The organism is Bacteroides sp. LFL-34 (assembly GCF_027257075.1).
Taxonomy (GTDB): Bacteria; Bacteroidota; Bacteroidia; order Bacteroidales; family Bacteroidaceae; genus Bacteroides; species Bacteroides ovatus.
In genome coordinates this window covers 154,931-168,268 of the sequence record NZ_JAPQKZ010000007.1, presented here as the reverse complement: position 1 = coordinate 168,268, position 13,338 = coordinate 154,931, and the positions used below count along the sequence as shown (strand labels likewise).

General features: G+C 41.0%; 11 protein-coding genes. 5 read left to right on the top strand and 6 right to left on the bottom strand.

All coding sequences use genetic code 11. The annotated features are described in order from the left end of the window. Positions 1-52 precede the first annotated feature (52 nt). Together glsA and N5O98_RS06260 are read right to left on the bottom strand one after the other, a co-directional pair. Positions 53-1,018 (bottom strand): glutaminase A, encoded by a 966-nt coding sequence (glsA, locus tag N5O98_RS06265; protein WP_004311933.1) that lies wholly within the window; start codon positions 1,016-1,018, stop codon positions 53-55. A gap of 8 nt (positions 1,019-1,026) precedes the next feature. Continuing rightward, the gene (locus tag N5O98_RS06260; protein WP_004311934.1) at positions 1,027-2,469 is read right to left on the bottom strand and encodes a glutamate decarboxylase; all 1,443 of its coding nucleotides are present in this window, start codon (positions 2,467-2,469) and stop codon (positions 1,027-1,029) included. Between the two features lie 595 nt (positions 2,470-3,064). Here N5O98_RS06260 and N5O98_RS06255 point away from each other — a divergent pair. Together N5O98_RS06255 and N5O98_RS06250 are read left to right on the top strand one after the other, a co-directional pair. Further along, positions 3,065-4,321, top strand: a complete 1,257-nt coding sequence (locus N5O98_RS06255; RefSeq protein WP_004311935.1) for an MFS transporter — start codon at positions 3,065-3,067, stop codon at positions 4,319-4,321. A 3-nt stretch (positions 4,322-4,324) separates the two neighbouring features. After that, positions 4,325-5,224, top strand: coding sequence for a DMT family transporter (locus tag N5O98_RS06250; RefSeq protein ID WP_004296266.1), 900 nt, complete (start codon positions 4,325-4,327; stop codon positions 5,222-5,224). Positions 5,225-5,276: 52 nt separating this feature from the next. On the opposite strand, the gene N5O98_RS06245 is transcribed toward N5O98_RS06250, so the two are convergent. From N5O98_RS06245 to N5O98_RS06235, 3 genes are all read right to left on the bottom strand, one after another. Next, entirely contained in the window at positions 5,277-5,669 is a 393-nt protein-coding gene (locus N5O98_RS06245; protein WP_004311936.1) for an HIT family protein, read from the bottom strand. Positions 5,670-5,720: 51 nt separating this feature from the next. Continuing rightward, complete coding sequence (gene greA, locus N5O98_RS06240) at positions 5,721-6,185, bottom strand: transcription elongation factor GreA (protein ID WP_032844195.1); 465 nt, start codon at positions 6,183-6,185, stop codon at positions 5,721-5,723. A gap of 181 nt (positions 6,186-6,366) precedes the next feature. Further along, positions 6,367-7,518 carry a TlpA disulfide reductase family protein gene (locus N5O98_RS06235; protein WP_004306934.1) on the bottom strand — a complete coding sequence of 384 codons (1,152 nt, stop codon included), beginning with the start codon at positions 7,516-7,518 and terminating at the stop codon, positions 6,367-6,369. A 196-nt stretch (positions 7,519-7,714) separates the two neighbouring features. Here N5O98_RS06235 and pnp point away from each other — a divergent pair, with 196 nt between their 5' ends. Further along, positions 7,715-9,841, top strand: a complete 2,127-nt coding sequence (gene pnp / locus N5O98_RS06230) for a polyribonucleotide nucleotidyltransferase (RefSeq protein ID WP_004311937.1) — start codon at positions 7,715-7,717, stop codon at positions 9,839-9,841. Positions 9,842-10,539: 698 nt separating this feature from the next. Here pnp and N5O98_RS06225 read toward each other — a convergent pair. After that, entirely contained in the window at positions 10,540-10,803 is a 264-nt protein-coding gene (locus tag N5O98_RS06225; RefSeq protein WP_008644935.1) for a hypothetical protein, read from the bottom strand. A gap of 219 nt (positions 10,804-11,022) precedes the next feature. Between N5O98_RS06225 and N5O98_RS06220 the strand changes: the two genes are divergently transcribed. Together N5O98_RS06220 and N5O98_RS06215 are read left to right on the top strand one after the other, a co-directional pair. Then, positions 11,023-11,496 (top strand): helix-turn-helix domain-containing protein, encoded by a 474-nt coding sequence (locus N5O98_RS06220; protein WP_004296256.1) that lies wholly within the window; start codon positions 11,023-11,025, stop codon positions 11,494-11,496. Positions 11,497-11,525: 29 nt separating this feature from the next. Then, positions 11,526-13,283 (top strand): ATP-binding protein, encoded by a 1,758-nt coding sequence (locus tag N5O98_RS06215; RefSeq protein WP_022200094.1) that lies wholly within the window; start codon positions 11,526-11,528, stop codon positions 13,281-13,283. Positions 13,284-13,338 lie beyond the last annotated feature (55 nt).

Here is a 13,338-nt window from a genome sequence, read left to right as displayed (position 1 = left end):
CTATCAATAGATAGTAACCTTTACCTTTCTTATAAAAGAGATTGAGAGAATTTTAGTCAACAACGGTGATATGGTTGTTGCTAAATACATTCAATTCCAGCTTGTTCATGATGTATTGAATAGCTAACTGCGCTTTCACGGAGTTGCCCGAACCATCCAAAGGAGGAGCAAATGCGGCAATACCGAACTGTCCGGGCAGTACGCCCATCACACCGCCACCTACACCTGTTTTTGCAGGAATACCGGAAGTGTACATCCAGTCGCCGGTATGTTCGTAGAAACCTACGGCGGCAATCATGGCAGTGATTTTAGGAGCCAGGACGGCATCAAAAACTTCTTTTTTAGTCACAGGGTTCACACCACCGTTGGCGATTGTACCGGCTGCGATGGAAAGCTGCAATGCGGTAACTCCCAATGAACACTGGCGGGTGTAAAGGTCTAATGACATATCCGGGTCATCATAAATCCGGTTGTAATTCTTCAATAGCCATGCGATAGAACGGTTGTTGAAGTTGGTGTCCGATTCCGACTTGTACAATTCATCAATCAGTTGCGGGGCACTGCCGCATAGGTCTGTCACATTTCCTACGATGGCATCCCATTTCTTGGCAGAGTCACCGATAGGTTGTACCATACTACAGGCGGAGATGGCTCCGGCATTTACCAGTGGGGTAGACGGATGATCGTTCTCCAACAAGATAGCGATGATTGAATTGAAGGGCAAGCCTGTTGCGTCGGCTCCAATCTTGTCCAGAATCTCTTTAGCACCGTATTGACGCAGTGCCAGGATAGCCGTATGTACTTTGGATACGGATTCTATACCGAAGCGATAGTCAGTATCTCCCACATGGATGGTCTGCCCGTTGAGCAGGCAGACACTGATTCCAAAGAGATCCTTGTTGACATTTGCCAGATAAGGAATATAGTCGGCATTCTTGCCGCCGGTATTGGCCTTTACCTGATCGTATGCCTCCTGTACCACTTCTTTCAATTGAGCGAGTGTTACTTTTTTATCCATAGATCATTTTATTTTTTTACGGTTTTACGACGACCACCGTGGTTGAACATCTTGGCTTCTACCGGAAGATTCTTTTCTTGAGCCATACGGGTAGGAGTTGGATATTCCAGTTTTTCCAGTTCGGCGATGGCATTGTTGATGTCGCCCAGAAGCATATCTGCCATGTCACGGCTGAATCCCTGACGAACAACGACACGCATCACTACATAATCTTCCAGTTTAGAAGGCAATGTATAAGCAGGAACCATCCAACCATGTTGAGATAGTTTGTCTTGCAAATCATACAAAGTCCATTTGGCGCTCTTTGCATATTCCGGTTTCAGATACCAGATGAATAGCGGGTTCACAACATCTTCTGAGTAGTTAACGAACGGAACCATCTTGGCTATTTCACTATGGATATATTTGGCAATTTGCAGGGAGTTGTACTGCACTTCTTTGTAACCCTGGAATCCTAAGCGGATGAATTGATAATATTGTCCCAGAATTTGTGCGGCCGGACGAGAGAAGTTCAAACCTACCTGTGTAATGTTGGCGCCCAGATAGTTGACGCTGAATGACATTTCTTCGGGCAGATATTCTTTGCCTTTCCAACAAACCCATCCGAGTCCCGGATATACCAAACCAAACTTGTGGCCGGATACGCTGATAGAAAGTACCCATTTCAAACGGAAGTCCCATTTCTTTTCCGGATACAGGAACGGAAGGATGAAACCACCACTGGCGGCATCTACGTGGATAGGAATGTCATAACCGGTCTTGGCATTGTAAGCATCCAGAGCTTTATCCAATGCTTCGACATCATCATTCAGTCCAGTCCATGTAACACCTTGAATCGGTACGATACAGATGGTGTTTTCATCACACATTTTCAAAGCTTCTTCGGGGTCAAGAGTGGTTTTTTCAAGCGTCAAAGGCACTTCACGCATTTCAATCTGCCACAACTGTGCAAACTTTTCCCAAACAACCTGGAAACCTGTAGAAATAACAAAGTTTGGTTTATCAAATGGTTTGCCCTGTGCTTGTCTTTTCTTACGCCAACGCAACCAGGCAGCTACACCACCCAACATACATGCTTCTGAAGAACCGATAGCCAAAGCACCTGTTTTCCAGGTATCTTTTTCAGGAGAGTTCCACAAGTTGGCAACGATGTTGATACATTTACCGTTCATCACAGCGATACGCGGATATTCTGTTTCATCAATGTAGTTGATGTTGATGGCCTCATTCATCAGCTTGGTTGCATATTCGTCCATATAAGTGGTAACGAAAGTAGCCAGATTCAAACGGGGCTGAGTTTGAGCAAATGTTTCATCTTTCACCATTTGATAGGCGACTTCAGGAGTAGTAGGTCCATCAGGTATTTTCTCTACCGGAGAGGGTTGTAACATTCTGTCTGAACCAAATACATCGGTTTTTGCATCACCTTTTCTGAAATTTAAATCTTCCATACTAATTTGTTTTTTTAAAGGTTTAGGGCGATGGGGATTTTCCCCGTCGAATTTCCCACAACAACAGCAGATAGGTTTGAAAGTTTCCCGGTTTTACATTATTTGGCGTTTATTAAGGAGGAGGACGCCCTTATTGAAGCGGAGCTTTTGTGATTTAGCGGAAAAGCTTATGATCGTACTAGTTTTGAACTAATTTCGAGCTTGTGCAGATTTATTTTTGATGCCTAATGGGTTTATGGCTAATGATACATAATTTTATTCGTCTGGCAGCTGTCAGACGAATAAATTTATGTATGATGAATATTAAATCATCGCATATTACCAATTAAATTTTAGAAGAACTAAGATTAGTTCATTCCCACACGGTTATGAATCAATTGATATTTTAGCAAATAAGTATTGAAACGCAGATTAACGCAGATTTTCGCAGATTATTAGAAGGCTGCGCCATGTTTGAGAACTTTTTTATTCTTTGCGAAAATCTGCGTTAATCTGCGTTTCAATAAATGTTCATTTGGCTCATTTCGGTGCATATTTGAACTTTATAAAGCAACTATTGTTTTCTTCAAACCTAAACTTTTAACGAATAAGCATTATGAAGATACAGACGGGACGGGGAACAATTCCTCTTATTACTTTAATTGCCATCTGGTCTATTTCGGCATTGACTTCATTGCCGGGACTGGCTGTTTCACCTATATTGGGTGATCTTACGAAGATATTTCCGAAAGCTACGGATCTGGACATACAGATGTTGACTTCGCTGCCATCACTGCTCATTATTCCTTTTATATTGCTGGGTGGTAAACTGACAGAGAAAGTCGATTATGTCCGTGTATTAAAGGTCGGACTCTGGCTTTTTGCCGCGAGCGGTATTTTGTATCTGATTTCCAATCGAATGTGGCAATTAATTGTGGTAAGTGCTTTGCTCGGTATCGGTTCCGGTCTGATTATCCCTTTATCTACTGGGTTGGTTTCCAGATACTTTGTAGGAATCTATCGGGTGAAACAGTTCGGATTAAGCTCCGCTATTACTAATTTCACATTAGTGATAGCAACTGCCGTAACGGGCTATCTTGCAGAAGTCAGCTGGCATCTGCCTTTCCTGGTCTATCTCCTCCCATTGATTTCCATTCTGCTGGTAGGACATTTGAAAGAAGACCGGACGGGAGAAGTCGCTTTTACACCCTCTCCTTCCTCTTCTGCAGATACTACAAAAGACAACGAAGCCTCCGAACAATCTACTTCCATAGATATAGGAGGCAGCAAATACGGTATTCACATCAAACATCTGATAGAGTTGATGCTCTTCTATGGCGTGATAACATATATCGTGGTAGTAGTGATCTTCAATCTACCTTTCTTAATGGAAAAGCATCACTTTTCCAGTGGCAATTCCGGATTGATGATTTCGCTTTTCTTTCTGGCCATCACCGCTCCGGGTTTTTGCCTGGACAAGATTGTAGCCCTGCTGAAAGGACGTACAAAAGCATACAGCCTGCTGTCGATGGCATTGGGATTGTTGTTAATCTGGATAGCTCCGATCGAATGGCTGATTATTCCCGGATGTATCCTGGTTGGTTTGGGATATGGCATTATTCAACCTATGCTTTATGATAAGACCACCCAGACCGCACTGCCGCAAAAGACCACATTGGCTTTGGCGTTTGTGATGATGATGAATTATCTGGCTATCTTGCTTTATCCCTTTATTGTCGATTTTTTCCAGTGGATATTCCATACCCAATCACAGGAGTTTCCTTTTATTTTTAATCTTCTGATAACTATTGTTACTCTTTTCTGGGCATATCGGCGCCGTAATACCTTTTTGTTTAACGACCAATTAAAATAGAAAATGAAGAATAAGAAACTGGAAGCCAATCTTAGCATGGCTGTCTCGAAAGTATTTAGCGGTTTAAATATGAATGCCTTAAAGTATCTTCTGCCTTTGTGGATGAGTCCATTGACAGGAGCCACGCTTCGTTGCACATTTGCAGCAGCTGCTTTTTGGGTGATCGGGTGGTTTATGCCTCCGGAGAAATCGTCAACCAGAGATAAATGGCTCCTCTTTCTGTTGGGGGCTTTGGGGCTTTACGGTTTTATGTTTCTCTATCTGGCCGGATTGAGTAAAACAACTCCTGTCTCCAGTTCCATATTTACCAGTCTCCAGCCTATTTGGGTTTTTCTTATCATGATATTCTTTTATAAGGAGAAGGCGGGCGCTAAAAAAATAATAGGAATTTCTATCGGTCTGATAGGAGCGTTGGTTTGCATCCTAACCCAGCAAAGCGATGATTTAGCCTCTGATGCTTTTACGGGGAATATGCTTTGTCTTCTAAGTTCTGTGGTGTATGCTGTCTATCTGATTCTTAGCCAACGCATCCTCACGGCCATTGGAGCAATAACGATGTTGCGATATACCTTTTCCGGTGCTGCCGTGTCTGCCATTATAGTCACGTTTATTACAGGATTTGATGCCCCGGTATTCTCCATGCCATTTCATTGGACGCCTTTCCTTATTCTGATGTTCGTATTGATTTTCCCGACCACTATCAGTTATATGCTGCTGCCTGTCGGTTTGAAATATCTGAAGACGACGGTAGTCGCTATCTATGGTTATTTGATTCTGATTGTGGCGACCATTGCTTCCCTTGCTCTAGGACAAGATCGTTTTAGCTGGACGCAGACATTTGCAATCATTTTTATCTGTATTGGAGTTTACCTGGTTGAAGTGGCCGAAAGTAAAGAAAAGTAAAGAAAAAAGGCATTCCATCACGGAATGCCTTTCATTATTTCATCATCATGTTTTATAGAGAGGAGTTGATTGCTTGCGCTATGGACTTGAATTCTTCATCCGACAATTTCAGTTTCGGATTCGAAAACAACATATCCGATTCCTTTTGAATAGGAATTAAATGAATATGTGCATGGGGTACTTCCAGTCCGATAACAGCTTCGCCTACCTTTTGGCAAGGGAATGCTTTTTTAATGGCACAGGCTACTTGCTTTGCAAACACGTGCATAGCAGCCAGGTCTTCATCGCTCAAATCGAAAATATAGTCTACTTCCTGTTTGGGCACTACCAATGTATGTCCCTTTACCAATGGATTGATATCGAGAAAAGCAAAAAACTTTTCGTTTTCTGCCACCTTGTAGCAGGGGATTTCTCCTGCGATGATTCTACTGAATATTGTTGCCATAACTTTTATTGATAAATTAAGGCAAGCCTCACATGGAGACCTGCCTTTACGTTAAATTGATATGTTTACTACTTCCAGTGCAATTTTACCTTGTGGAACAGTAATTTCTGCTACATCACCCACCTTCTTGCCAAGCAGACCTTGTGCAATCGGGGTATTAACGGAAATCTTCCCTTCCTTCAGGTTAGCTTCACTTTCTGAAACGATGGTATAAATCATCTTCATGCCATTCTTTACATTCTTCAGTTCCACCTTATTTAAAATCTGTACGGAATCTGTTTTCAATTTAGATTCATCGATGATTTTGGCATCTGCAATGGTAGCTTTCAATTTGTTGATGCGCATTTCAAGCATACCCTGCGCCTCTTTGGCGGCATCGTATTCTGCATTTTCCGACAAGTCTCCTTTATCTCTGGCTTCGGCTATTGCCGCAGAGATCTTCGGGCGTTCCACAGTTTCCAGTTCCTTCAGTTCCGCCATCAGTTTCTTGTAACCTTCTTCTGACATATAAGCCATGATGTTTTCCTCCTTTAATTGTTTTAAATGGTCATATAAACAAAAAAGAATTCCAACATGAGCCATGTTGGAACCCTCTTTTCATTATTTCTTTGCAAAGATAGCCTTTTAAGTGATACGTGTCAAGTGAAAAAAGATGCTATGTAACATATTTAAATGAAATATGCTAAATTATAACAACTTAGAGCAATGACTTGACAGCTGCTTCCAAATCCTTAATGTCTTCGCCACGAAGCTTCAATTCGTTGTTACGATTAATCAAAAAGATAGATGGAACCTGACGAACATTATATACGGCTACGTTGGTAGAGTAAACTCCGTTTCCATCGCGCACACAGACCCATGGAAGATTATCTGCCGCTGTTTTCCAGTAGTGTTCGTCCGCGTCGAGAGATACTTGGTATATTTCCAGTCCTTGTTTTGCGTATTCATTATATAGTTCGCGAAGCATCAGGTTGTGAGGAGCTCCGGCAGGCGACTGGAATACAGAGAAATCGAGCAAAACGACTTTGCCTTTCAGGTCGGTCAGCTTGCGCACATTTCCTTTCACATCACGCAAGGCAATGTCGATAATACCGGTTTCTACGATTTTGTCCTGTGGAATTTCCAGAGCTTTTGTTTGCGGCTGACGCGTGTTCTTCATTCCTTTGATTACAATATTATAAAGGTTCTTGGAACGTACCGCATGAGGAAACGCATTGTTGAGGCTCGTAGCAACAGCTGCGAAACATTTCACATCGTCTTTATTGTTCAACGGATCGAATATCAGATAATTATTGAGCTTCTGGAACAGGGCAAAGTAAGCTGCAGCCGTGTTGGGAGCAGCAAAAATATAGTTCACTTTGACATCTTCCTTATAGTTGTTGAGCAATGTTGCCAGGCTGTCTTCAAATACATCATGCCCTATTCCGTTGCTGCGCAGAGATGCCAGTAAATTGTCCACCTCTTTTTGAAGGCGAATCTGCTTCAACGTCAGTTCTTTTATCTTATTGCTGTTTTCCGAACCTTCCACCGTATAAGTAGTAGAGAAATCCACATACGGAGCTTTGATTTGAATTGTTTCGATAGAATCTACAGAAAAATTGATGATTTTGTCGTCAATCCGCAAACGGTAAAATTCGGGTGACTCGGGACGAGGCTGCTTAAAACTGAATGTACCTTCCCCTTTCAGCTTCACTGAATCGAGCGGAACAATACCTTCCAGACCGGAAGCTTCGAGATAAAGCATTTTACCGTCGGCTCCTGATACATCCCCGTTCACCTGGAATTTAGGGCCGGAACTACAAGCAGTAATAGTAAGTGCGGCGAGCGCTGCAAAAGTAACCTTTTTCATATAGTGTGTGTTATTAACGAGATGCAAATATACTTCTTTTCGAGATTAGTCAAAGCATTTTGCTGTGTTCTTCATCCTAATTTTGAAAAAAAATCAGTTCGCCACTAACTTTTTACCTCATTTCCACCTAATTACCACGATAAATGTATATCTTTGCAGGAATTTTGAAAGAAAAAGTATAGATAAAACAATTTTTATGATTAACCCAATTGTTAAGACAATCGAGTTACCTGATGGAAGAACCATCACGCTCGAGACGGGAAAGTTGGCAAAACAGGCAGACGGTTCTGTAATGCTCCGCATGGGAAACACCATGTTGTTAGCTACTGTTTGTGCCGCTAAAGATGCAGTTCCCGGAACAGATTTTATGCCTTTACAGGTAGAGTACAAAGAAAAATTTGCGGCATTCGGCCGTTTTCCCGGTGGTTTCACCAAGCGAGAAGGTAGAGCTTCTGATTATGAGATTCTCACTTGCCGTCTTGTCGACCGTGCTCTCCGTCCTTTATTCCCCGATAATTATCACGCAGAGGTATATGTGAACATCATCCTCTTTTCTGCTGATGGTGTGGATATGCCGGATGCATTGGCAGGACTTGCCGCTTCTGCAGCACTTGCCGTTTCAGATATTCCTTTCAACGGACCGATCTCTGAAGTGCGTGTAGCACGTATCGACGGTCAGTTCGTTATCAATCCTACTTTTGAACAACTGGAAAAAGCTGACATGGACTTGATGGTAGCCGCTACTTATGAGAACATCATGATGGTAGAAGGTGAAATGCATGAAGTATCTGAAGCTGAATTGCTGGAAGCAATGAAAGTGGCTCACGAAGCTATCAAGATTCATTGCAAAGCGCAGATGGAGTTGACTGAAGAGGTTGGAAAAACTGTAAAACGTGAATACAACCACGAAGTAAACGACGAAGACTTGCGCAAGGCTGTTCGCGAAGCATGTTACGACAAGGCTTACGCAGTTGCTGCTTCCGGAAACAATAACAAACACGAACGTTTTGCTGCTTTCGAAGCGATCCGCGAAGAATTCAAAGCTCAATTCTCTGAAGAAGAATTGGACGAAAAGGCTGCATTGATCGATCGTTACTACCACGATGTAGAAAAAGAGGCCATGCGCCGTTCTATCCTTGACGAAGGTAAGCGTCTGGATGGTCGTAAGACTACCGAAATCCGCCCGATCTGGTGTGAAGTAGGTCCTCTGCCTGGCCCTCACGGATCTGCTATCTTTACTCGTGGTGAAACACAGTCATTGACTTCTGTTACTCTGGGTACAAAACTGGATGAGAAGATTATCGACGATGTTTTGGAACACGGAAAAGAACGTTTCTTGTTACACTATAACTTCCCTCCTTTCTCTACAGGCGAAGCAAAAGCACAACGTGGTGTAGGTCGTCGTGAAATCGGTCACGGTCACTTGGCTTGGCGTGCTTTGAAAGGACAGATTCCTGCTGACTATCCGTATGTAGTACGTGTGGTTTCAGATATCCTCGAATCTAACGGTTCTTCTTCTATGGCTACCGTATGTGCCGGCACATTGGCATTGATGGATGCAGGTGTGAAGATCAAGAAACCGGTATCGGGTATCGCTATGGGATTGATTAAGAATCCGGGCGAAGAAAAATATGCTGTATTGTCTGATATCCTGGGTGACGAAGACCACTTGGGAGATATGGACTTCAAGGTGACCGGAACAAAAGACGGTATCACTGCTACACAGATGGATATCAAGGTAGACGGTCTGTCTTATGACATTCTGGAACGTGCTTTGAACCAGGCTAAAGAAGGACGTATGCATATCCTTAATAAGATTACTGAAACAATTGCTGAACCACGTGCCGACCTGAAAGAACATGCTCCACGTATCGAAACGATGACAATTCCTAAAGAATTCATCGGTGCTGTGATCGGCCCTGGTGGAAAGATCATCCAAGGTATGCAGGAAGAAACTGGTGCTGTGATTACTATCGAAGAAATTGATGGTATGGGACGCATCGAAGTTTCCGGAACAAACAAGAAATGTATTGATGATGCAATGCGCATGATTAAAGCAATCGTTGCTGTTCCTGAAGTAGGCGAAGTTTATAAAGGTAAAGTTCGTTCTATTATGCCTTATGGTGCATTTATCGAATTCTTGCCGGGCAAGGATGGTTTGCTGCACATCTCCGAAATTGACTGGAAACGTCTGGAAACAGTAGAAGAAGCCGGAATCAAAGAAGGTGATGAAATCGAGGTAAAACTGATTGATATCGATCCGAAAACTGGCAAATTCAAACTTTCAAGAAAGGTTTTGTTGCCAAGACCGGAAAAGAAGTAAGAAAGCGATAGCTTCTATATATAATGAAGGCTGTTTCAAATTTAATTTTGAAACAGCCTTCTTTTTTTCTATCAGCATACTTCTTTTAGCCTTTTCACCACAGAGGACGCAGAGGCTATAATTATCTCTAAACTAGAACTCTGAAAACTCTATGTCCTCCGTGTCCTCTGTGGTGAAATAGTTCGTTTATGAAACAAGAATGAGGTTTCCGCCTAAAACTAGGTTTTACAGGAGATGATTTCTGTATATCTTAAAAAATAAGATTTCTTATTAGTATCATCCGGAGCTGAACTGTTTTATATATAGAGTTAGTATATATTAGATTTATTCAGTTTATTAAAACCTTTAAAAAGATGAAAGACACCTTATTATATCCTCCCCAAAAAAGAATCGGAAAGTACCCCCATACTTCCCGATTCGAAACAGTCAAAAATCGACCTTAATCAATTTATTAACTTAACACGTCGCAAAGATATGAGAAAAATTTCTTTGAAAGAGCTTTTTTATTTAAAAAGTTTATGATACAGGCAAATATACCAGTTAATAAGGTCGTTTTTCTTGCTTTAAAACCAAAGCTTCACTCCTTTTAAAGGAACGACCCCTTCCTTTAAAAGGAAGAGGCCGTTGGTTCTAAAGAAATCTGGTGGGGTGTTTATATAGAAATTTGGATTAATGATTTTTCAATTATATAAATCCGTTTACAAGTTTGTTTTATACTCCTCTTTTATTCGTATTATGTGTGCTAAGTTCTTTTCCAGTAATTCATTTAGCTCATCATCCGAAAAACATTCTCCTAAATAGATCGTGCTTTCTGTTTCAAAATCAAATGATTCGTCGTCTTCATTCACAACAATCTCAATTTTTCCTTGTGCATCTGTAGAGATCACTGCATTGTATTTAGTCATCAATTCTTTGAGCCCTTTTATGAACCTGTATTCTTTGCTTGTCAATATTCTTTTCATCTTCACTTGCTCTTTTGTTTTGTTGCCCTTTCGTGCGGTAAAGTTCGTGATAATTTAACACATTATGCGCTGTTTGAAGTATTCATTTTATTCTATTTGTCAGGTTGTAATATTCCTTTTATCCATATTATCACATCTATTCGTTTTTTTCGTATATTTGCTTCGAGCGAAACTTTTCATTTGTATATTTGTTGGATTTTAAAAAGAAAGAAAATAAAAATGGAAACAGAAGAATTGACAATTGGGAGAGTCCATCACGGACGCAATATACGTCGTACCCGTATTGAAAAGGATATGAACCAGGAGGGTTTGAGTGAATTAGTACATCTCTCACAACCTGCTGTTTCTAAATATGAGAAGATGAAAGTGATTGATGATGAGATGTTGCAACGTTTTGCACGTGCATTGAATGTCCCTTTCGATTATCTCAAGACTTTGGAGGAGGATGCACAGACGGTGGTGTTTGAAAATAATACGGTGAATAATTCAGAACAAAGTGCAGGTGGGGCAAACATCAGCATGGGTATAGTTAAGTCTGATACCGAAGATAGTATTAATGATAGTCGAGTTAACAACTTCAATCCTATCGACAAAATCACTGAACTCTACGAGCGTCTTTTAAAAGAAAAGGATGAAAAGTATGCAGCATTAGAACGCCGTTTGCAGAATATTGAAAAAAGTCTGCAGAAATAAGAGACAGATAAATTGAAAGGAATCGCAATATGATGAAACAAATACCTTACGGAATAACTGATTTTAGCCGAATTCAGAAAGAGAATTATTATTATGTAGATAAGACAATGTTCATTGAAAAAATAGAGATGCAACCGCCTTATCTGTTTCTGATACGTCCCCGTAGATTTGGGAAGAGTCTGACTTTGGCTATGTTAGAGGCCTATTATGACGTAAATCATGCTGAACAGTTTGACGAGTTGTTTGGTCAGCTATACATAGGTCGGCATCCGACGAAGCTCCACAATCAGTTTCTCATCATGCGATTTAATTTTTCGGAAGTGAGTTCCAATGTCAATGAAGTAGAACTATCGTTTAAGCTGCATTGTTGTAGCAAACTTAAAGATTTTGTCTTTAAGTATGAAGATTTGTTAGGAAAAGAAATTTGGGATGTTCTTGATGAGAAAATACAAGAAGAACCCGGTGCTTTTCTGTCTGCGATTAATTCCTATGCTACCCGTAAGAAAAATATTCGTATTTATTTACTCATTGATGAATATGATAATTTCACCAATACCATTCTTTCGACTTACGGTACGGAATTTTATAGGAAAGCAACGCATGGCGAAGGTTTTATTCGTGGCTTCTTTAACGTGATAAAATCTGCCACTACCGGAACCGGAGCCGCTCTTGAACGGTTGTTTATTACCGGAGTGAGTCCGGTGACGATGGATGATGTGACTAGTGGCTTTAACATCGGAACCAATATAACGACTGATCCTTGGTTTAATGATTTAGTTGGTTTTAGTGAGAAAGAATTGCGTGAAATGCTGACTTATTATAAAGAACAAGGAGTGTTGATGCAATCTGTAGATGAAACTGTTGTCATGATGAAACCTAATTATGACAATTATTGCTTTAGTAGAAGTAGATTGGTGGACTGTATGTTTAATTCTGATATGGTACTTTATTTTATGAAGTCTTTTGTTTTGCATGGGGAAAAGCCTGAAGAAATCGTAGATCCCAATATTCGCACTGACTTTAACAAGTTGGCATACTTGATAAAGCTAGATCACGGGTTGGGAGAGAATTTTTCCGTTATAAAGGAAATAGCCGAGCAAGGAGAAATCACTACTGACATCGTTACTCATTTCTCTGCATTGGAGATGACGGACCCCAGTAATTTCAAGTCTTTATTATTCTATTTCGGACTTCTTTCCATCAAAGGTGTGGACATGGTGGGAAGACCCATTTTACATGTACCGAATTTGGTTGTAAGAGAACAACTGTTTAATTTCTTGATACAAGGCTACATCAAGCATGATATCTTTAAAATTGACATGAACAGGATGAGTGCTTTATTTGAGAATATGGCTTTCAGGGGAGACTGGAAACCTTTGTTCGATTTTATCGCCAATGCTGTTCGTGAGCAAAGTCGTATCCGTGAATATATTGAAGGTGAAGCGCACATTAAAGGCTTCTTGCTTGCCTATTTAGGAATGTATCGTTATTATCAGCTCTATCCGGAATACGAATTGAATAAGGGTTTTGCAGATTTCTTCTTCAAACCTAGTCCGTCGGTTCCTGTACTGCCTCCTTTCACCTATCTGCTTGAGGTGAAATATGCAAAAGCCGGTGCTTCGGAAAAAGAAATACGTATCCTTGCCGATGAGGCACGTGGTCAGTTGCTTCGTTATAGTGAAGACGAACTAGTGGCAGAAGCCAGGGCGAAAGGTGAGTTGAAGTTAATTACTATTGTTTGGCGTAGTTGGGAGCTTGCTTTATTGGAGGAGGTAACTCTTTCTTAAGAGACAAGTAGCATACATGTTGCTATAAGGTGTGTGGCTCCTCTATCTTTTTCTG

What these genes read in the sequence shown, in the direction of transcription:
- glsA (WP_004311933.1), bottom strand. Translation starts at nt 1,018, where the DNA reads ATGGATAAAAAAGTAACACTCGCTCAATTGAAAGAAGTGGTACAGGAG.
- N5O98_RS06260 (WP_004311934.1), bottom strand. Translation starts at nt 2,469, where the DNA reads ATGGAAGATTTAAATTTCAGAAAAGGTGATGCAAAAACCGATGTATTT.
- N5O98_RS06255 (WP_004311935.1), top strand. Translation starts at nt 3,065, where the DNA reads ATGAAGATACAGACGGGACGGGGAACAATTCCTCTTATTACTTTAATT.
- N5O98_RS06250 (WP_004296266.1), top strand. Translation starts at nt 4,325, where the DNA reads ATGAAGAATAAGAAACTGGAAGCCAATCTTAGCATGGCTGTCTCGAAA.
- N5O98_RS06245 (WP_004311936.1), bottom strand. Translation starts at nt 5,669, where the DNA reads ATGGCAACAATATTCAGTAGAATCATCGCAGGAGAAATCCCCTGCTAC.
- greA (WP_032844195.1), bottom strand. Translation starts at nt 6,185, where the DNA reads ATGGCTTATATGTCAGAAGAAGGTTACAAGAAACTGATGGCGGAACTG.
- N5O98_RS06235 (WP_004306934.1), bottom strand. Translation starts at nt 7,518, where the DNA reads ATGAAAAAGGTTACTTTTGCAGCGCTCGCCGCACTTACTATTACTGCT.
- pnp (WP_004311937.1), top strand. Translation starts at nt 7,715, where the DNA reads ATGATTAACCCAATTGTTAAGACAATCGAGTTACCTGATGGAAGAACC.
- N5O98_RS06225 (WP_008644935.1), bottom strand. Translation starts at nt 10,803, where the DNA reads ATGAAAAGAATATTGACAAGCAAAGAATACAGGTTCATAAAAGGGCTC.
- N5O98_RS06220 (WP_004296256.1), top strand. Translation starts at nt 11,023, where the DNA reads ATGGAAACAGAAGAATTGACAATTGGGAGAGTCCATCACGGACGCAAT.
- N5O98_RS06215 (WP_022200094.1), top strand. Translation starts at nt 11,526, where the DNA reads ATGATGAAACAAATACCTTACGGAATAACTGATTTTAGCCGAATTCAG.